This is a genomic window from Streptomyces sp. NPDC058371 (assembly GCF_042723265.1).
Lineage (GTDB): Bacteria > Actinomycetota > Actinomycetes > Streptomycetales > Streptomycetaceae > Streptomyces.
On record NZ_JBHXJC010000001.1, the window covers coordinates 1 to 19,155 of the forward strand.

18 protein-coding genes and 4 pseudogenes are annotated in these 19,155 nt (G+C 67.0%); 11 read left to right on the forward strand and 11 right to left on the reverse strand.

Annotated elements, in window-relative coordinates:
• Positions 1–120: 120 nt before the first annotated feature.
• From ACFWM2_RS00005 to ACFWM2_RS00015, 3 genes and pseudogenes are all read right to left on the reverse strand, one after another.
• The gene (locus ACFWM2_RS00005; protein WP_167518972.1) at positions 121–789 is read right to left on the reverse strand and encodes a nucleotidyl transferase AbiEii/AbiGii toxin family protein; all 669 of its coding nucleotides are present in this window, start codon (positions 787–789) and stop codon (positions 121–123) included.
• A gap of 5 nt (positions 790–794) precedes the next feature.
• Positions 795–1,187, reverse strand: coding sequence for a hypothetical protein (locus ACFWM2_RS00010; protein WP_359942424.1), 393 nt, complete (start codon positions 1,185–1,187; stop codon positions 795–797).
• 353 nt (positions 1,188–1,540) lie between these two features.
• Positions 1,541–1,738 (reverse strand): annotated as a pseudogene (locus ACFWM2_RS00015) (CorA family divalent cation transporter); the annotation flags it as partial.
• A gap of 586 nt (positions 1,739–2,324) precedes the next feature.
• On the opposite strand from ACFWM2_RS00015, the pseudogene ACFWM2_RS00020 reads away from it, so the two are divergent.
• Together ACFWM2_RS00020 and ACFWM2_RS00025 are read left to right on the forward strand one after the other, a co-directional pair.
• Positions 2,325–2,768 (forward strand): annotated as a pseudogene (locus tag ACFWM2_RS00020) (DinB family protein); the annotation flags it as partial.
• A gap of 101 nt (positions 2,769–2,869) precedes the next feature.
• Positions 2,870–3,493 (forward strand): hypothetical protein, encoded by a 624-nt coding sequence (locus ACFWM2_RS00025; protein WP_383271271.1) that lies wholly within the window; start codon positions 2,870–2,872, stop codon positions 3,491–3,493.
• A gap of 863 nt (positions 3,494–4,356) precedes the next feature.
• Here ACFWM2_RS00025 and ACFWM2_RS00030 read toward each other — a convergent pair.
• A pseudogene (locus tag ACFWM2_RS00030) lies at positions 4,357–4,680 on the reverse strand (transposase); the annotation flags it as partial.
• A gap of 164 nt (positions 4,681–4,844) precedes the next feature.
• Between ACFWM2_RS00030 and ACFWM2_RS00035 the strand changes: the two are divergent.
• The 4 genes from ACFWM2_RS00035 to ACFWM2_RS00050 are packed head-to-tail and all read left to right on the forward strand — an operon-like array spanning position 4,845 to position 10,197.
• A complete protein-coding gene (locus ACFWM2_RS00035; protein WP_043687078.1) occupies positions 4,845–5,348 on the forward strand; it encodes a DUF4365 domain-containing protein in 504 nt (167 codons plus the stop codon).
• 8 nt (positions 5,349–5,356) lie between these two features.
• Positions 5,357–6,442 (forward strand): hypothetical protein, encoded by a 1,086-nt coding sequence (locus ACFWM2_RS00040; RefSeq protein ID WP_383271273.1) that lies wholly within the window; start codon positions 5,357–5,359, stop codon positions 6,440–6,442.
• A 48-nt stretch (positions 6,443–6,490) separates the two neighbouring features.
• Entirely contained in the window at positions 6,491–7,084 is a 594-nt protein-coding gene (locus ACFWM2_RS00045) for a hypothetical protein (protein WP_383271275.1), read from the forward strand.
• Entirely contained in the window at positions 7,081–10,197 is a 3,117-nt protein-coding gene (locus ACFWM2_RS00050) for a helicase HerA domain-containing protein (protein ID WP_383271277.1), read from the forward strand. Before ACFWM2_RS00045 ends, ACFWM2_RS00050 begins: the two co-directional genes overlap by 4 nt.
• Before the next feature lie 365 nt (positions 10,198–10,562).
• Here ACFWM2_RS00050 and ACFWM2_RS00055 read toward each other — a convergent pair whose 3' ends face one another.
• From ACFWM2_RS00055 to ACFWM2_RS00065, 3 genes are all read right to left on the reverse strand, one after another.
• Positions 10,563–11,120 carry a nucleotidyl transferase AbiEii/AbiGii toxin family protein gene (locus tag ACFWM2_RS00055; protein WP_383271279.1) on the reverse strand — a complete coding sequence of 186 codons (558 nt, stop codon included), beginning with the start codon at positions 11,118–11,120 and terminating at the stop codon, positions 10,563–10,565.
• 109 nt (positions 11,121–11,229) lie between these two features.
• Positions 11,230–11,403, reverse strand: a complete 174-nt coding sequence (locus tag ACFWM2_RS00060) for a hypothetical protein (protein WP_383271281.1) — start codon at positions 11,401–11,403, stop codon at positions 11,230–11,232.
• Positions 11,397–11,549: a hypothetical protein gene (locus ACFWM2_RS00065; RefSeq protein WP_383271283.1), complete on the reverse strand. Its 153-nt coding sequence runs from the start codon at positions 11,547–11,549 to the stop codon at positions 11,397–11,399. The genes ACFWM2_RS00060 and ACFWM2_RS00065 overlap by 7 nt, the downstream gene beginning before the upstream one ends.
• A gap of 58 nt (positions 11,550–11,607) precedes the next feature.
• Between ACFWM2_RS00065 and ACFWM2_RS00070 the strand changes: the two genes are divergently transcribed.
• Positions 11,608–11,739, forward strand: a complete 132-nt coding sequence (locus ACFWM2_RS00070) for a hypothetical protein (RefSeq protein ID WP_383271285.1) — start codon at positions 11,608–11,610, stop codon at positions 11,737–11,739.
• 612 nt (positions 11,740–12,351) lie between these two features.
• Here ACFWM2_RS00070 and ACFWM2_RS00075 read toward each other — a convergent pair.
• Entirely contained in the window at positions 12,352–12,618 is a 267-nt protein-coding gene (locus ACFWM2_RS00075) for a hypothetical protein (protein WP_383271287.1), read from the reverse strand.
• 105 nt (positions 12,619–12,723) lie between these two features.
• On the opposite strand from ACFWM2_RS00075, the gene ACFWM2_RS00080 reads away from it, so the two are divergent.
• On the forward strand, positions 12,724–13,023 hold the full coding sequence (locus ACFWM2_RS00080) for a trypco2 family protein (protein ID WP_383271289.1): 300 nt from the start codon (positions 12,724–12,726) through the stop codon (positions 13,021–13,023).
• Between the two features lies 1 nt (position 13,024).
• Positions 13,025–15,676, forward strand: a complete 2,652-nt coding sequence (locus tag ACFWM2_RS00085; RefSeq protein WP_383271291.1) for a trypsin-like peptidase domain-containing protein — start codon at positions 13,025–13,027, stop codon at positions 15,674–15,676.
• A 369-nt stretch (positions 15,677–16,045) separates the two neighbouring features.
• Here ACFWM2_RS00085 and ACFWM2_RS00090 read toward each other — a convergent pair whose 3' ends face one another.
• From ACFWM2_RS00090 to ACFWM2_RS00100, 3 genes and pseudogenes are all read right to left on the reverse strand, one after another.
• The gene (locus ACFWM2_RS00090) at positions 16,046–16,378 is read right to left on the reverse strand and encodes a hypothetical protein (protein WP_383271293.1); all 333 of its coding nucleotides are present in this window, start codon (positions 16,376–16,378) and stop codon (positions 16,046–16,048) included.
• Positions 16,378–16,893 (reverse strand): annotated as a pseudogene (locus tag ACFWM2_RS00095) (ATP-binding protein); the annotation flags it as partial. The pseudogene ACFWM2_RS00095 and the gene ACFWM2_RS00090, both read right to left, overlap by 1 nt.
• Positions 16,890–17,819, reverse strand: a complete 930-nt coding sequence (locus ACFWM2_RS00100; protein WP_383271295.1) for a hypothetical protein — start codon at positions 17,817–17,819, stop codon at positions 16,890–16,892. The pseudogene ACFWM2_RS00095 and the gene ACFWM2_RS00100, both read right to left, overlap by 4 nt.
• A gap of 511 nt (positions 17,820–18,330) precedes the next feature.
• Between ACFWM2_RS00100 and ACFWM2_RS00105 the strand changes: the two genes are divergently transcribed.
• Positions 18,331–18,588 carry a helix-turn-helix domain-containing protein gene (locus tag ACFWM2_RS00105; protein WP_383271297.1) on the forward strand — a complete coding sequence of 86 codons (258 nt, stop codon included), beginning with the start codon at positions 18,331–18,333 and terminating at the stop codon, positions 18,586–18,588.
• A gap of 277 nt (positions 18,589–18,865) precedes the next feature.
• Positions 18,866–19,144, forward strand: a complete 279-nt coding sequence (locus ACFWM2_RS00110) for a helix-turn-helix transcriptional regulator (protein ID WP_383271299.1) — start codon at positions 18,866–18,868, stop codon at positions 19,142–19,144.
• The last annotated feature ends 11 nt before the right edge of the window (positions 19,145–19,155 follow it).

Here is a 19,155-nt window from a genome sequence, read left to right on the forward strand (position 1 = left end):
AACAGGACCCTAGACAAGTCCCATCGTTGCAGGTCAGGAGCACTCTCCGCTTATTTGATCAAGCCTCGGACACCCCACCTCGTGAAAGCGCGAGGCTAGATGTGCCTCGCCTGGGCGTGATCAGTCGATGTCGGGGGCACCGGACTCTTCGAGGAGACGGGTCGCGAGGTCGTCGGCCCACTCCACGGCCCAGGCGCGGAGAGAGATGATCGTGGCGTCATCGAGGCCGTAGGCTGTGAAGGCGTCGTCGTCGGTCCACTCGGCGCCCGTTAGGTTCGCCTGGAGGTCCTCGCGCTCGAAGCGGCCGCGGGCGTGTCGGCGGCCGAACTCTTCGAGTTCGGCATTGGTCCAGCGGCGGGAGGCTGCGAACACGTCAATCAGGTCGCGGGGCGCTCCGCGGTCGGCGAGGGCGCGGACCTTGGTCCCGATCACGTCCTCCTCCGCGAGGACGGGCCCGTACGGGCTCTGGGCGACCGGCCGCCAGAAGATTTCCTTGAGGATGTCGACTTCGCATTCTTGCCCGGTGGCCGGGTCGGCCACGGTGAAGCGGGCGGACAGCGGGGCGGTCTCCAGCGCGTGTACCTTCCAGCCGCGGGCTTCCAGGCCGGCGCGGAGCGTGGCTGCGATGTCGGCCATGGGCGCCGGGTTCTCGGTGGCGACGTCGAGGTCCTGGCTGGGTCGGTTCACCAGGCGGTGTGCCTGCACGGCGTATCCACCGGTGAGAACCAGTGGATACGGAGAACCGAGGGCGATGACATCCGCTAGGAGCCGCGTGTGCAGCTCTGGCATGTCCGTCACGCGGCCGCCCGGGTGCGAGAGGCGAGCTCGGGGAAGGCGTCCTCCCACACAGTGCGCACGGTGCGACCGACGAGGGTGCGCAGCACTGGCCACAACTCGAGCAGCAGGTCCCGGTTGAGGTAGCCGGGGAGGTCGTCGTGCAGGCCCTCGTGCAGGACGGTGCGGTACAGGCCCATGCGCTGGCGAGGTTTACCCAGTTCGTACGAGGTCATTCCGGACCATGCCAGGTGCAGCGGTAGCTCCACGACACCGTGGGTCGGTCCGTGTAGCTCGTCCAGCGACTCCGGTAGACGGCGCCGGAACTTTTCCCGGTACAGCGCGAGATCCTCGGCGTCCGCGCCGGAGAGGTTTCTCGTCCCGGGTCCGGAGTGCTGCGGGTGGGAGGTCACGCCTCCATTATGGCGGCCGCACGGGGCCGGAGGCTTGTGGCTCCTTCGATGGAGCCAATGTCACGGTCTGTTATCCATTGCGGATGTAGCAATGGAGACCGGCGAGACTCGTGGCGTGGAACGGGGCGGCGACGAAGTTGCCGGTACAGGGCCCGTGTCGTCGGCAGATTCTCCCCGGATTCTCCCCAGCGGCTTCAGGAGGGCAAAAGTACTGGTCAGGGGTTCAACGGAGGGAGGTAGACGAGATCACCCGCATCACTTCTCCCCAACGGCTCCCCAGGGCCGGTTTGGGTCGACCTTCGGGCTTTACTGTTGCGAAGGTTGTGAGATCACCTGGCCTGCTCAAGAATCGCTTAGAGCCAGTCCCGTCGCTTGAAAATGACGTACAAACTGGCGCATACGACCCCCATCAGGCCGACCGCGAAGGGGTATCCGAAGCTCCAGCCGAGCTCCGGCATGTGCTCGAAGTTCATCCCATAAATAGTTCCCACGAGTGTGGGAGCAAAGAGAATGGCCGCCCAGGACGAGATCTTCTTGACGTTGTCTACCTGGAGGCGCTGACCTGTGGTGATACGGCTCTGATGGCCTCTGGCCTGCACGGATGGATCTTTCAGCGTTTTACCGGATCATGCCGTGCTATGCAGCCGATTCTCCCCACGTGCTCCCCGGTGCCGCCCGTACTCCCCAGATTCTCCCCAGAGAGGGTGTCCCGAAGGGATCCGCGCCAGGTGTGCTCGTGCTCGCCTGGCGGCCGGTGGAAGTCACTACGGGTTACCTCTGACGTGTCGTCCATCGGCCTCCGGCGAGTGTATTTCGCGGTCGCCGAATTCTGTGCCCGCATGAGTTCACCGGGTTGCGTCCGGGTCGTCTGCGACTCGCAGCGACACCTGGCCACGTTCGGTGCGGCGTCGAGCGATGAGTTCCGATACGAAGAGAGGTCTTCTTGGTCGAACGTGCCCCCGGGGTGCCGATAGAGAGGCTGCTCGGTCCTCGGATCGTGGGGACGTACCAACTCGGCCGAGACTGATGCCCAGCAGGGAGACCCCAGCGTGAGCGACCTTGTCGTCCAGAAGACCGTCCGGCCCGAACGTGCGCTGTCGGGCCCGTGGTTGGAGCTGATCGCCTCGAATCTCGACTCGAGCGACCTTCCTGTGGAAGTGCGAGGGTCTCTCGGACGCACAACTACGGCTACGCCCCGTGGGGTCGTCGGCATTGACCCTGCTGGGGCTCATGCGTCATCTGCAGGGGGTCGAACGGGCCTGGTTCCAGCGGACGTTGGCCGGCACGGCGCCTGACTTCTTCTTGTATCGGACCTATGCCATCGCTGACGGCGGGGAGTGGTACGACGAGTCGGACGCCACGCCGGCCATGAACGTCTACGAGGACTACCTGAAGGCGTGCGAGGAGTCACGGCAGGTGTTCGCGAGGGTGACCGTCGACCTCGCGCGCATCGTGCAGAACCCGGAATTCGGTGACACCGACGTGCGGTTCGTCCTTGAGCACGTGATCGAGGAGTACGCCCGCCACGTCGGCCACGCGGATCTCCTCCGCGAGGCCATCGACGGCACCACCGGCGAGTAGCCGACCGCCGCGCACTGCGATGCATCCCTGGGCTCGTCAGACGAAGTGCTTGCCGGAGTCACGGCAAACGGTTCCTCCAACTCCCGCTACGCTCCCGCCTCATGGGAACACCCTGGGCCTCCATTATCGCCGGGTCAACGGCCGTCTTCAGCGCGGTCGCCACCGGGGGCGCGTGGCTGGCGGCGCGCCGTGCGAACGCCACCGCGGACACGGTTGCGCGCATCGAGCGGGACCGTTGGCACGCCGACCTGCTGCCGCAGTTCAGCGTGAGGATCGAGATGGGTGAGGGCGACCGAGCGACGCTCAGCGTCCGGCTCGTTGGCCCGCTTCCGCTGTGCCATCTCGACGAGATCCGAGTCGAGGTCGCGCAGAGCGACGACATGGACTACACGCCCCGGCTCGCTGGGGGACCGACCGAGGAGCCGGTGGCTGCCCAGGTGTGGGGACCGCTGCGGTTCGTGCCCGGCTCCGACGGCGCGGACCGGAACGGGCATACGGTCGTCCCGTTCGCTCTCGCCGTGGGCAGGGGACGGCCGTTCTCGCTGGAGCGCACGCGCTCACCCCTCTGGTGGGACGGCAACGACCGGGAGGAACGGTGGCGGGACAAGTGGCTCAACCTGCCGATGCGCCTGGTCCTCACCTGCCGTCGAGAAGGTTTCGAGCTGTGGACGGTCCCGTACGAGGTGGACGTGCCGGAGGCACCGCGGGTGCGATTCGTCGGTTGACCCTGCTGGGGTTGATGACCCGACCCGGGTAGGCAGCATGCGTTGACCTCTCCAGCCTCCCGTGTCCGCCGAACGGACACGGGAGCGACGATCAGGGCGACCGCCGAGCGGACACCCCCAGCCGCCAACTGAGGCCGGCCGCCGCTTCCTTCACGGATCGGCGCTCTCGCGCTGGCCGCCCCCCCCGTACGGACAACATCTGCATCGCCACTGGATATACGGGGGTTGTGGGCGCGGCGGCGGTTCGCCCGGCGGGCGTCCTTGAGCTCGCGAACCGTGAGGCGGTAGCGGAGTAGCTCACGCCACCACTCCAACCGAGCCGGGGCGGTCTGGGGCAGGGCGCGGACGAGAGTGCGCGCCAACGTGACGAGGCGCGGTGGTGACGGTGGTCAGGGCGACGAGGCAGGCGGCGGCCCAGGATGGGACCGCTGAGAGGTCGGGCAGCACGGGATGAGGGCCTTCCGGAGGCGCGAGGGCGAGGTCCGCGACGAACCAGCCAGGGGCGTGCCGAGGAGCCTGGCGCTGGCCGAGCGGTGGTCGTGCCCGTGCTGTCGGGAGGTCGCTCGACTCAGCCAGGTGGGGCGGTTGGTCACCGGGTTCGGCATGCCGGTGACGTCGTTGGCGTCGCCCCTGGCATGTGCATCCCCCTACGCGTTGTCTCCGTTGGCCGGTGTCTTCCCCGAGTCGGAGATCCCTACACGATTTCCGAGGTGCGACGGGGCAGCCCCCAGTGGCCCCCGAGTGGTTCAGTTACTCAGACGCTCTCAGGTCCCGATACGATGTGACCGTTTTGTCCGCTGCTTGCTTCGGTCACGTCCGCTGAGGTGGTGTATTGACGGCCACTCGGTGATCTCGTTTTGAGGCTAGGCGGTGAGTTGGGTCGGGACGATGGTCTCGTCGGTTTGTGACTCGATCGGGTGGAGGCAGCCCTTGGCGAGGAGGTCGAGTCCCATGTAGCGGCGGGCTTCGGTCCATTCGTCGTTCTGCTCGGCCAGGACCGCGCCGACGAGGCGGACCAGGGCGGTGCGGTCGGGGAAGATGCCGACCACGTCAGTGTGGCGGCGGATCTTCTTGTTGAGTCGTTCCTGCGGGTTGTTGGACCAGATCTGCCGCCAGGTCTCGCGCAGGAACGCTGTGAACGCCAGGACGTCGTGCTGGGCGGCATCCAAGTGGGCGGCCGCTTGGGGGGAACTTGACCTCCAACGCGTCCAGGCGGGGATGAACAGCTGCCTGCCGGCCATCGTTTCGCAGGCCTGCCGGAAGGTCCATTTTGGGGCCCTGACAGTCGTCAGCGCGTGCCGTAAGGTTCTGACTACTGTGTGCCACAGTAGGGGGACATTGGGGGGCTTTCGTGCTCGATGCGAAGCAGCATCAGGGCAAGTTCGGCGAAGACTACGTCCGTGTGCTGGCCTCTGCGGCAGGCCTGATCGTCCTGCAAGGCGATCTCGACGCGGACGGGGTCGACCTCGGGTTCCGCGCCACCGGCCGCTACGGACGGACGCTGTCACCCACTGTCGAGGCTCAGATCAAGACATGGTCGGCGCCGTCCGTGTCGTCCGGCCACCTGAACTACCGCGGGCTCAACGAGTGGCAGTTCAACAGGCTCGCCGGTCCCGACTTCACCGTGCCCCGGTTTCTGTTCGTCATCTGCGTCCCCGCCGACAACCAGGCGTACGCGGCCATGAGCACCGACGGTGTGATACTCCGTCACCTCGGCTACTTCGTCTCGCTTCGCGGCGAGGAACCGATCAAGGACCCCGACCGTCACCGAAAGCGTCCGGTCAGAGTTCCGACAGCGAACGTGCTCACTGCCGCCTCACTGCGCCGGCTCGCCGAGACGCAGTCCGACTGGTAGGGGAACCGATGACGATTCCGCTGAAGGTCGACGACATCGCCAGCTATCTGGCGGAAACGGGCTGGGAGCGGGATCCACAAGGCTGGCGCGGCGCGAGTGTGTGGCAACACCCGGGCGACTACGAGGTGTTGGTACCCGCTCGCGACGGCATGGGCGACAACGACCGTCGAGTACGGGAGATCCTGCGCTGTCTGTGCACGCTGGAGGACCGGCCGGTGGGCGACATCGCCCTGGAGATCGCCAGACCGCAACTGGACAAGCAGTCCTTCCGCACGTTTCCCACCGGCCGCGACCCCGGCTACACCTCGCTGCTCCTGGGTACGCAGACGGTGCTGGGTGTCCGCAACCTCCTGACGGCGGCGGCGCGCACCGTCGTGCAGGGTCCGCACTTCGCCTTCGCCGGCCGACAACCGGGCGTGGTGGGCGACCTCTTGCGCGCAGCCGAACTCGGCCCCTCCCGCGCCGGGAGCTACGTCGTCGAGATCCGGGTGGCGGCGGACGCGACGGCCCGAACCCCGAGCGGGGAGCAGGTCACCGGTCGGGCCGTGCTGGTCCAGATGCTCGAGGCGGTGAGCGCGGCCCAGGCAGCCGTAGCGGCGGACGCGCCCGCGGCCTTCGACGAGACCGTCACGGCCGGCGTCTCCGCGGATCTGTGCAAGGCGCTCAGTGAGCTCTCCGGTTTCGACCGGAGCGAGCCCTTCGAGATCGGCTTCCGGTGGGCGCGCTCGCAGCCACTCGATGTGCCGTCACGCGTCATCGCGTTCCCGGAGACCTCGGGATCGCTTCTGCACGCCGCGTCCCTGCGGCTTCGCGGCCTCAACGCCACCGGTGCCGCGACGGTCTCCGGTGTGGTCGAGGGGCTGCATGACGACTCCTCCGGCAACGACCGGTGGCGGATCAAGGTCCGCGGTGAGTTGCGCACCGAGCACGCCGAACTGGTCCGGCGGGCCGTCTGGGTGCGGCTCCCGGACCAGGCCTCGTACGACCGTGCGATCACCGCGCATCGGGAACGGCAGGTGATCACCGTCATGGGCGAGTTGTCCAGCATGACCGGCCGGGTGGAACTGGTGCCCAGGCGGGGGTTCGACATCTGACCGGATTTCGGCTCATCGAGGAGGGGTACTGTGCCGACGGAGTTGACTGTGCGGGATCATGCATCGCTGTTCGCCCTGATGGTGGTCGCACGGCCGGTGACCAACCGTGAACTGCGCGAACTCGCCGGCCTGGAGATCACCGCGGCGGTGCGACGGCGAGTGAACCAGGATGCCGAGCGGATCGTGACCAGGAAGCACGGTGCGGTCAACACGCACCAGCTCACGTCCGCGGGCCGGACCTGGTGCGAGTCCGCTCTGGTGGCCGGACGCCCGGACGGAGCGAAGTTTCCGGCCGGGGTGCTCTACGCGGTACTGGAGAACGTCGGACAGTACCTGGCCCGCTCCGGCACCAAGTTCGGCGAGTTCTTCCAGCCCGACGTCGAGGACTGGATCCGCGCGGTCTACACGGAACTCACCGCCCGCCGGAAACCGGGCAGCTGGGTCAGACTGTCGGCGCTGCGCCCATGGCTCGAGAACCTGCCGCGAGGGGCCGTCGACGCCGAACTCGACCGGATGATCGAGCAGTCCGACGTACAGCTGATGGGCGAGCTCAACCAGCGCACGCTCAGCGACGAGGACCGCGGAGCCGCCGTCGACATCGGCGGCTCACCTCGCCACCTGCTGCGGATCGGACCGGCGTGAACGGGGAACTCGCCGCCCTGGAGACGCTGTACATCAACACCGCGCTGACCCAGGAAGAGATCTGGACACCGGTGACCTCCTACCACGTCGACGGCCTTCATCCTGAGGTCTTCCGGCGGCTGGGGAGGGCAATGAGCGCCGTCGAGCGCGCCCACTCGCCGGTTGCGACCGTGGTGCGTGGCGAGACCGGTTCGGGCAAGACGCATCTGCTCGGCTGGACCCGCCACGAGATCCAGCAGCGCGGCGGCTCCTTCTTCTACATCAAGCTTGTCACCGGCCGGAACTTCTGGGAGAGCGCCGCCGACAGTCTCGTCGACAGTCTCTACCGGGAGGACGAGGGTGGCCAGGAACAACTGATTCGCCTGCTCGACGAGCTTTCGCGCCAGGCTCGCCTCGACACGGATACCCGTAACGCCGTCACTGGCCGGCGCGAGTTGACGCGAGCCCATGTCGATGCGTTCGTTCGGGGGATCCGGACCATCGACCGACAGGTGGGCAACGAGGCCGCGGACACGGCCCGCGCGCTGGCGCTCATAGCCTCCACCGGCGATCCCGTGGAGATCGGCAGGGCCTACTTCGCGCTCAACGACGACGACGGGGACAAGCGCGCCGTCTGGGGGATGTCGCCGGGCGGGCGACAGGCTCAACTCGTCCTCCGCGATCTGACGCGCCTGTTCGCCCTGGTCGGACCGCTGGTGTTCGCCTTCGACCAGCTCGACACCCTGGTGTCCGCCGCGGAGACGTCGTCGCTGACATCGGCCCCTTCCGGCGAGGGCCGGGCCGCGAAGAGGCTGAGCAGCGAGATCGCCACCGGCCTGATGGAACTGCGGGAGGAAGCCCGCCGGACCCTGATGGTCGTGGCGTGCCACGAGGACACCTGGGAGCAGATTTCCCGGGCGGCAGTCCGGTCCGCCCTGGACCGGTTCGAGGTTCTGCCGACGCTCGGCGCGATTCCCGACGAGGCCACCGCCGCCGCCATCGTCAGCAGCCGCTTTCGGGCCTACTACGAGTCGGTGGGGTTCACTCCGCGGTATCCCACCTGGCCGGTCACCTCGACGGCGCTGGCCGAAGCCCCACACCGTTACACCGCACGGCGGCTGCTCATCCGGGTCCAGAAGCACATCGAGGCGTGTCTGCAGACCGGCACGGTGGCCGAACTGACCTCCCTGGCAGGCGCAGAGCCCACGGCAGCCGCACCGCCCGCACCGGCGAGGGCCGTCAACCTGAGCACCCTCACGGAGCCCTTCAACAAGCTCCGTGCCGAGGCGGACGACCTCGGGCCGCTCGACCCCACGACCGAGGACGGGTTGATGCCCGCTCTGCTGGGCGCGGGGCTGCGGAGTCTGGTCAGGGAACTGGGCGCCGACGAGACGCGGTTCTCCATCGAGACCGACTTCGGCCGCAAGGCGGCGTTGCACGCCCGGTTGCGCTATGTCGTGGACGAGGCCAGCGAGAACGAATTCCACTGGTCCTTCCGGGCGATCGCCGCGAACAACGCCATCGCCGCCCAGAACCGGATCCGAAATGCGGCCGTGGAGGCTGGCCTGACGGCCGACCTGGCGAGCCGCCGGCTGATCCTGCTGCGGAACATGCCGTACCCGAGCGGCCCTAAGACCAAGGGCATCAAGGACGACTTCGAAGCGCGGGGCGGCGTGTCGTTACCGATCGGCGCCGCCGACCTCCGGACCCTGGCCGCCCTCCGGGCCATGCTCGACGACCGTACGTCAGGCCTGGACGAATGGCTGCGACAGGAGCGCCCCGCTTCCCGCATCGAGGTCTTCGCGCCGGTGCTGGGAGACTTACGGGAGCTTCTCGGCATCGCGACCACGGAAGTCGGCTCCGGGGTGGCAGCGGATGTGGCGGGCATACCGGAGGACCCCGAGCCCGCTCGTACCGAAATCGTCGTCGGAACCACGGTCCGGGGCGGCCGTTCGTTTGCGGTACCCATGGAACGACTGCGGATGCACACCGCGGTGGTGGGCGCGGCGGGATCGGGCAAGACGGTCCTGATCAAGCGACTTGTGGAGCAGTGCGCTCTGCGCGGCGTCTCGGCGATCGTGCTGGATCCGAACGACGATCTCGCACGGCTCGGCGACCCCTGGTCGAGCCCGCCGAAGGGTTGGACGGACGACCATGAGCGCGAGGCCCGACGCTATTTCGCGGATGTCGAAGTGGTGGTGTGGACACCGGGTCTGAACCGGGGACGTCCGATCTCCTTCTACCCGCTTCCCGATTTCGGTCCCGTCCTTGACGACGAGGACGACTTCCCCCGTCTGGTCAGGTCGACGGTGACCTCACTCGCGCCACATGCCGGTGTACGCGGCAGCAGTGCTCGCGCGACCCAGCAGCTGGGGGTCCTCAAACGTGCCCTCGAACGGTACGCGCGCGACGGCGGCAAGACCCTGGCCGGCTTCGTCGAGCTGCTCGCCGAGCCCCCGAGCGACATTGTGAACAGCAGGACCAGTCGCTTCGCGGTTCAGATGGCGGACACGCTGGAAGCCGCGATGGAGACCGACCCGCTGTTCGGGGAGTCCGGCGCACCCGCCGATCCCGGCATGCTCCTGATCCCGTCGCCGGGAAAGGCCGCCCGTATCTCGGTGATCAGCTTCATCGGCCTGTCCGGCGACGGACCGGCCCAATTCGTCAGCCGCCTCCAGGCGACCTTGTTCTCATGGTTCAGGGCACACCCGGTCGGTGACCGTGCCCTGGGCGGGCTGCTGGTGATGGACGAGGCGCAGAACTTCGTGCCCTCCGGTGCATCGAATCCGAGTACGGAGAGCACGGTCGAACTCATCCGCCAGATACGCAAGTACGGACTCGGGATAGTCCTCGCCTCACAGCTCCCCAGGGGGATCCACAACCAGGCGCTGGGCAACACCGTGAACCAGTTCATCGGCCGACTCACCCAACCCGCGCACATCGAGGCCGCCAAGACCATGGCCCAGGCGCGGAACGCGGTCCTCGACAACCTCGCCGGTCTCAAGGCCGGCATGTTCAACGCCGCAAGCGAGGGGACCGGATTCAGCAAGATCGAGGTGCCGATCTGCCTCAGTCACCACGATGTGCCGCTCACGGAGGACGAGATCGTCGAGCGAGCCCGCCGGGGTACCTGAGCGGTCGTGAGGTGGTGAGCGCGTCCTGGCCCATGCCGAAACCCTGACCTGCGCGGACAGGGTCGCCAGGGCGCTTGAGCCGTCCTGTCCCGGCGGTCACCCCCATGGCGGTGGGTGAACTGCTCACCGCTCATCTGGCCGTCGTAGTCCAGTCCGCCGACGGACCACACAGTTCCGACCGCACGATGTCATCCGGGAGCACACCCAGCAGGTGTCGAGGAACCTCCCGGAGGCCGAACGCCGCGCCGTTCTGCGGGCCGTGGCCGACCTGATTTCCGTCGGCGGCGGGTTCAGCGGCGTGGCTCAGACGACGCGCCGGATCGCCTCAGTCGACGCTGCCTGGCGCGGGAGGATTTCACTCTGGTTCAGCTGCGATCTTGGTCGGATTCGGGCTGGGTGAGTTGTTGTTGCCAATCGTTGAATTGCTGGCGGAGCGCGGCGGCTGCCTGGGTGTCGAGGCCGTAGGCGGCGTATTGCTTGTCGGTGTAGCGCTGCACACGGCGGAGGGCGTCGGCGAACATCCGTCGGTCGAATCCGGCGTCGTTCTGTGTGGCGAGTTCGATCAGCCGCTCGCGGCTGTAGCCGGTCTTGAGCAGGCCGTCGACGTCGATGGCGTCGCGGACCTCGGCCCGGGTGAACAGGGCGCCGGTTTTGCCGGCGGCGACGTCGTAACGGTGGAGCACAGGACCGAGCTCGGAGGGGACGGGCGCATGGCGGAGGAATTCTGCGACGACGAGTTCCACCTTGGTTTGTGATCCGGTGGACGGGTCGATGACGTTCAACCGGCTGTAGATAGGGGTCTGTTGGGCCGTCTCCACCGTGTATCCAGCCGCCGAATACGCCTTGATGAGCCGGGCGACCGCCTCGGGCATCTCGTCGGCGGCGCGATCGATGGGCGCTAACAGGTCGACGTCATCGCTCATTTGACGATGCGATGCGCCTGGACGGCATAGCCGCCCGCGAGTGCGTACCCGTAGTCCTCGGCGAGCGCGTCGAGCCCGATCCTGATCAGCCGCCGATGCAGTTCCTCCACTATGCCGCGGCCGCCTTCGCCGCGAGCTCGGTGAACCGGGACTGCCAGGCCGTACGGACCGGCAGCGGGAGGAACAGGTCGGCCCACAGCCGCCGCAGAAGCGGGCCGTTCAGGTAGGTCTCGAGGTTGGCCGGGGTCTGGGCCTCACGGATGACCCGTTCGTACATCAACACGACATCAGCCTGGTCGGCCGGGTCGTAGACCTATCGGGATCCCGGTCGAGGTGACGGGGCAGCGTGACCGTACCCGTCGTCGGCCCGTCCAGCTCGGCCAGCGCCGTCGGCAGGGTGTAGGGCTTGGCTGCCGCGTACCTGTTCATGACCCCAGCATGCCGCAATCGGCCTGTCCGGGGGTATCCACGGCGCGGTTGTCACGGGATGGGCCACGCGGCAGGGAGCAGCCTGATCGAGGATGACGGGATCCGGTCGAGCGCGTTCCCCCACAGCTACCCGTACGTCCTCGCTGCCCTGGAACAAGCTCTGGAGCAGTCGATCTTCGGCTCGGCGTAGGAGGAGGCATCCGGGTGCGGCCGTCCTCCGGCGCCGGCGGCGGGAGTTACTGGCATGGGCTTGGGAACGGGCGATATCGAGGCATCGGTGTCGCCCCTCGGTTCAGAAAGCTGCGCAGCCGCGCGTTGGCTCACAGCCGGGTGTCAAAAGTCCGCCGTCCCTGCGATTTCTGGCGCGGAGTCCTCGAGGATCGACGAGAGGCCTCGTCGCAGAGCGTGACGAATGCTTGTTGCATCTGCCTGCGACGTTGCTTCACAGAGAGTCAGAAGCCGTCTACAGCGCAGCGAGCAACGCGCCACGAGAGGAAGTGCCATCGGTAAGCCCTACAGCCGATCTGGGCTGCGGAAACACGGGGTGTAGCGAAGCGCCCCCGGCAGGGCTCGAATCTGCGGCCAAGCGCTTAGAAGGCGCCTGGCGAAGACACGTCTTCTGTGCCTCTGACCTGCCCTTACGTGATGTCCTGACCGGCTGTCAGCGAATTTTCCGCCGTTTTCGGGAAGGAGTCGACTGGCTCGACGGCTGCTGGGCGTGTGACTGTCCAGCAACTCGCTGCCTGTTCGTCCCAAATGGGGTTCGGGCAGGATCCGGCACCTGCCGAGTTGGCTTTCGGGCTCAGCCCACTTCCTCGCGGGCTGCCTTGAGGTCGTCCACCAGGAACACGTCCTGGGACCACTGCCCCGGCCATGCAGCAAGAACCAGATCCTTCGGTCCCGCCTGTGTGAGCATCGCCCGCTTCTCGGTTATGCGGGTCGCTTGTGTGACGATCCCTTTCGCATCGATCCGGATCAGAGTCACGGTCTGCCCGCGCCAGGGAAACCCACCCTCCACAGCGCTGGTGCGACGGAGGGACGAAGCGTCGAACTCGGCGAATCTCGGCATGACTTGAACCTTCTTGTCGGCAGCTGCGCCTGTCTCGCCGTGCACGGTAGATCATCTCGGTGTGTGTCAGTAGGGTGCTGGCATCGTCATCGGCTTGGGGGACGCGTGATCGAGCTGTCAGAGATGATTCGCGAGCTGCGTCGAGAGTTCACGGCGGCGATGGCTGAAGGAGACGGGGAGCGGGTGCGGTTCGAACTTGGCCCCGTGGAGGTCGAGGCGTCCGTGACCGTAAGCAAGGAGGCTGGGGGCGATGCGAGGCTGCGCTTCCTGATTGTGGAGAGCGGAGCCGCCGCCAAAATGGCGCATGCCGAGACTCAGCGCATCACCTTCACCTTGCAGCCGCGGATCGCGGACTCCGGCGCCTCCGTGCTGATATCCGGTGACGACGTGGCCAACGAGCGCTGAAGTGCCTCCCGGCGCGGCAAGCGGTCTGGATGCCGGCCGTGTCGCCGAAGTCATCGTCGCTGGTGGTGCTGGAACCCACCGGCGCGGCTCGGGCTACTTGGTTGCTGTCGGTCGCGTGCTCACAGCTGCCCACGTCATCAGGGACGCCCGTTCGATCCAGGTGAGATTCGACGCCGACCAGCCGACTGAGCAGGTTCATCGTGCCGAGGTCGCCTGGGTAGATCCACGCATTGATGTCGCGGTGCTCGCCGTGGGCGGCGACCAACAGCACGTCGCTTGGACTGACTTCGGCCGTGTTCCCGAGCGCGACGCCGAGCTGCGGTGCAGCACCATGGGCTTCCCTGCCTTCAAGATGCGCAGCGGCGACGACGGCACATCGTTTCGGGACTCGTGCCACGCGCACGGCACGTGCGCTGTGTTGTCCAACCGCCGTGAAGGGACCCTCGACTTCCACGTCGTGTCTGGTCCCGCGGCGACTGATTCTGCGCGCTCACCGTGGGAGGGCATGTCCGGCGCCGCTGTCTTCAGCGGAGAGAGCATCATCGGAATCATCGGCCGGCACCACCTGGCCGACGGGCCCGATCGCCTGGCTGTGCTTCGCGCGGATCGGTGGCATGGCCAGCTCACACCAGATGCGGCCAGACTTCTGGAAGACGCCATCGGGGTTCCACTGGTGCCGAGTCGGCTGACCGACGCATGGCATCAGGCTGGGGGCGTGAAGAGAACCGCAGCCGGACCATCCCTTGGACGGCTTGTGAAATCCCTCGCGCCTGAGCACGCCCTGGCACTGGAGGTCCATCCGGCGATCCAGGCGCGGGGCCCCGACCAGAAACTCGACATCCTGCCTCCCTACTTGCAACGTCCCCATGTGGATGATCAGTTGCGTGAAGCAATGGTTGACGCCGAGGACGGCAGCCGATTGCTGATGCTCGTCGGCGGATCGTCGACAGGTAAGACCCGAGCCGCGTGGGAGGCGGTGCGTTCCTGGCTGTCGGACGGCTGGCGGCTGTGGCATCCGCTTACACCTGACCGGCCCACTGCCGTGTTGAAGGCGCTGCGTTCCGGCCGAGTGGCTCCACGCACCGTCATCTGGTTGAACGAGGCCCAGCTCTATCTGAGCCCGCGACCCTACGGTGAGCAGGTGGCTGCCGCGCTCCAGGAGCTTCTCGCCGAAGAGAAAGTCGGTCCCCTGCTCATTCTGGGGTCCCTCTGGCCCGACTACTGGAAAGAGCTCACCGCGGACCCGGTGCCGGGAGAGCCCACCCCTTTTGCTGCTGCTCGGGCATTACTTGACCTCGCCACTGTGATCCATGTGCCGGACACATTCAGCGAGCACGACCTTCGCATGCACGCGCAGATGCTCGACACTGATCCGCGGCTCGCGCAGGCAGGGGCCTCCGTCGGCGGGCGGCTCACTCAGTTTCTCGCTGGCGCACCTGAGCTGATACGCCGCTATCGACATGCTCCTGTGCCCGCGCGAGCTCTCCTCTGGGCGGCCATGGACGCCCGTCGGCTTGGCCATGGTCCGCGTCTGCCTCGGGCGTTCCTGGAGGAGGCCGCATCGGGCTATCTCAGCGATGACGAATGGGACGATCTGGATGATGCCTGGTTCAACCAGGCGCTCGCTTATCTTTCCGAGCCATGTCGGGGTGCACGAGGGCCGCTCACTCCGATCCGACCGCGCCCCGGCTCGCCGGAAGCCGGCTGGATGACCTACCGGCTCGCCGACTACCTTGAGCAACACGGCAATACTGAGCGCCAACTCATCAGCCCTCCGGCCGGATTCTGGGACGCTGCGGTCCATGCGGCGACCGCGCTCGATGTACGGCAACTTGCCGAGTCTGCACATCTGCGCTGGCGTCTGCGTCACGCGGCTCGCCTCTACACGTATGCCGCCGACCAGCAGGACGAGACGGCGCTTCAAGGCGCCGTCCGATTGCCGGCCCACAAAGGCTGGGCCCCGGGCGCTGACCATTCCCTGACCGATCTGTCTCGTGACGTTGCGGTCACCCAGACGGACACCGAGACCGACGAGCTCTGGGTGATAGGCCAAGAAGAGCTTCGTACGCTGGCGGACGCGCATGAGACGGCGGAAAAACAGGACGAGGAGATGGAACTTCTGTCTCCGTGGGAGCGCGCCGAGTCCTTCGAGTCCCGTACTCAACGCGAGATGTCGCCCCTGAGACAAGCTGCTCCGGACATGGTGGGTGCTCAGGCGTTGATGGCCGAAGCGGTACAGGAAGGGAACACCCGGCTTCTGCTCAGTCTGGCTTCGATCAAGGAGCTGGCCGGCGATCCAGACAGCGCTGAGACCTATCTGCGGCGGGCCGCAGAGGCTGGCTACGCCATCGCCTTCAGTGATCTTGCTCGGTTACGGGAACTGGCCGGAGACCACGACACAGCCAGTACGTACGTACTGGCAGCTGCGGCTCAGGGGGAGCTGCGTTTCTTGGAAGTGTTGGTGGAGCGCCGCGAGCGCTACCACCTCCCGGCAGCGCGATGGTTGGCTCATCGGGCTGCTGATGCTGGCTACGCAGGGATCTTGGTGCGGCTGGCGGTTCGCCGTACTCGGGCGGAGGGAACCGACAGTGAGTGGGTACGGCTCTGGCGATACGGTCTGACCGCCGACGGAGACATCAGCCGGCCCTGGTGAGTTCGCCGGGCCGATGGTTTGACGCTGTCGGACTCGCACTCTCAGCTTGGGAAGCGACGGCGCTTGGGGAGGCGTATGCCTTCTGAGCTGGGACTACGTGTTCTTAGCTGGCGTCCGGGAGCGCACGATCGCACCGCTGTTGACCGTGGTTCTCCGGTCTTAAGGGCACGCTATGGGCACGGCGCTGGGAAGGATGAGCCGATGGCGGTTGGGAGGTGTCTTCGAGGCTCGAGATGGCCTGGCCCACAGGAAAGCTGAGCGGGGGCATCGCGACTGCACACATGGCCACGGGACATCGGCATGTGCGGCTTGATGGCGGTGGCGATGCTGATGAGGACCGGTGATAAAGGCCGACGATCTATCGACGTTTCACCCCAGGTCTTCCGAAGGCGCCTGCCTCACCCGTTCCGCCGGGCTCAGGCTCACCTCCATCGTCACGTCCTCGCGGTTGTCGTTGATTCTGAGCGCAAGCGCCTGGATGGAGGTCTGGTCGAATCGGAACGGAGGCGGCCAGTCCAGCAGGGGATGAGTTGGGGGCCATATCTGTAGGACGGAGCCATGGAAGTCTTCAAGGGGAGCGAGGTTCCCGTCGAAGAAGGGAATGAGGACCTGAAACGCGACCTTGACGACTGAGAACGTGACGCACAGGTCGAGTAACTCGTCTCTCGTATCTTTCCCAGGCATGTAGATCGGGCGAGACACAGCTCCTCGGTCCACTCGCTGGTCTTGGCCGCGCCGAGGTCATCGAGGAGCAGCAGTGGGCATCGGGCCAGGGTCTGCAGCTCCCGTTCTCCGTCGTGGCCGGCGCGGGGGCGGAGCCGTGCGTGCAGGTCGGCGCTGGTGGTGGCTTCCCAGCGCAGGCGGACGCCTCGGGTGAGGAGGGCGCGGACGGCGCCGTATCCCTGGTGGGTCTTGCCGGTGCCGGTAGGGCCGGCGATCAGCAGCGACGGGCCCTCGGCGATGCCCGGTCCGCCGGGTCCGGGGCGTCCGGCGCGGGCGATCCGGTCGGCCCAGGCGGTGATCTGCGGGTGGTCGGCCAGGGCGCGGCGGTAGCGGGCGGGGATGCGGGCGTCCGCGAGCTCCAGGGCGGTGACCGGCTCGGCCGGTGGTTCCTGTGCTGTGACCGCGGGGTCGATGCCGCGATTGGCCAGGATGCCGTTGAGCCGGTCGGCTATCGGGCCGACCCGGTGGGGCTCGCGGGTGAGGGTGGCGGTCAGAGGTCACCTCCGTAGGCGGCGTCGAGGTCGGCGGGGTTCGTCCATGCCCTGTGGGTGGCAGGTACGGGCGCCGCGTTCATGACCTCGTGGACGAGACTCGGCAGGACTCTCGGCGACAGGCCCTTGGTCCGATGGCGTTCCAGGGCGGTCCGGAGGTGGGCAGGGGCAATGTCCTCGTCGAGCAGCCTGCGAACCTGTTCGCCGAGCTGGCTCAGGAAGACTTTCGGCGGGCGGTGGTTGCACCCAGCCACGTACTCGCCAAGGAGATCCTTGGCCGAGACGGTGTTGGGCGCGGGGACGCTTGCGGCCCCCGAAGGGGTACTTCCTAGATCCACGGTCCTAGGTCCTAGATCCGGACGATGAGGCGTCACCGCCGATGCAGGGAGGGCTCCCGAATCCTTCACGGAGTGCTCCGTGAAGTCCTTTTGACCTGCGGCTTCGCTAGCAGGTCCCAAGTGCGGTGCGCGCTCGCGTGCTTCACGGGAGGTCTCACGGAGGGTTCCGTGAGGCGAGGGTGCGGACTCCGTGACGCTTGCCTCCGCCACCGGTGCGGCGGCAATCGGCCGGGTGCCAGACGGGCCGTTGTGGCGGGGGCAGTCGGGCAGACGGCTCATGCTCGGCCGGTTGATCTTCTGATGCTGGTGCCATGTGACGACGTGCAGGTACCGCTTGTCGTCCGGGCCTGTGTAGCGGCAGATCAGACCGGCGTCGGCGAGCTGGGCGAGGTCCGTCTCGACGTCTGACGGAGTGTGCTCGGGGCGCAGGACCCACAGCTGCCCGGCGATGATGGCGGCGTGGTCGCGGTGGCGGCCTTGGTCGTCGGCCTGGGTGAGCAGGCCGAAGAAGGTGCGCTCGGCGGTCAGGGAGACGGCGGCCAGGGACTCGGAGACGAAGGCTTCGGGCTTGATGGTGCGGATTCGTGCCAAGAGGGGCGGGTCCTCACTCGGTTGCAGGTGGGCAGGTGCCCACGGCTCACCGTCGATGGGCGGTACGGGCGTACGGGGTGGGGGAGTTGGCCTGTCGGCGGCACGGGGCGCGCTGATGGCCGCTCGCGCTTTCCGGGGGTGTCGTCAACATAGCCACACCCAGGTCGCGCAAGTCCAGCCCCATCCCGCGCAATCTCTTACGGCAGAAAGGCAGCCGTAAAAGCGGGCGGTAGAGGGCGGTGGCAAAACGGTAAGGCACGATCCCCGGTTGACCAAATAGTTGTGCCGGTTTCCGAGCCAGAAGCATCACATCGGGAAGCCGTTGACGTGTCGGCGACGGGCAAGCTACAACACAACACCCCATGTCGCAGCAGTCGCTGAGCGGCGATCAGCGCGGCGGCTCTCGGAGCATGTCAGCGCAGGGAACCGCTCCGTATGTGGACGGCGCGGGGGAACATAGACCACGATCGCCGGTTAACCAAACCGGCGAATGGACGCTACAACTGGAGCCATGCCCGCACGCTCATTGGAAATCGGTCCCGCAGGAATACGGACGGCCCGCACCATCGAAATCCTCCGCACCGAACGCGGCTTGTCGCAACGCCAACTCGCCCGCCACGTCACCGCACTTGGCCACCCGATGTCCAACACCATGCTCTCTCGCATCGAACGCGTTCAGCGCCGGTGCGACATCGACGACCTTGTGGCTCTCGCCGAGGCACTGCACGTCGCACCCACAGTACTCCTCGGAGACCCCAGACTCGTCTGACCTGCCTCTGGAGCTGGATTCACAGTCCGGGGACCGTCGGCGAGTGCTTGCCCCGGGCCGTACGGCTCGTACTCGCTGGGGCATATAGCACGAGATCCCCGGTTACCGAAACCGGGGATCCTCCGCACCATTGATGGTGTTCGCCGACCGCGCTCGGCAGAGAGCGCCCCTTTCCATGTCGCGCCGCCTGGCAGACCACACCCACCCCGCGCCACGCCCACGGAGGCCAACCATGCCTGCACGCCCGCCTTCTGCTCCGAAGCCGAGGTCCATCCAAATGCCGGATGCCACCCCCACAACGCGCCAGGCATTCTTGAGCGTGAAAGACGCCGCCGAATACCTCGGCCTGTCCCCACACACCCTCTATGTCTGGCGGCATCGCCGAAACGGCCCGCCCAGTTTCCGGATGGGGCCGCGTGGCCGCGTCATGTACCGGATAGAAGCGCTCGACACCTGGATCCGAGAGCAGGAGCAGGCCGACTCGCGTTCCAATACGACCCTGAGCCCATTGGGCACCGCCCCGCAGAAACGCTCGGACTACGCCACAGGCGCCTGACCCTGGGCTGA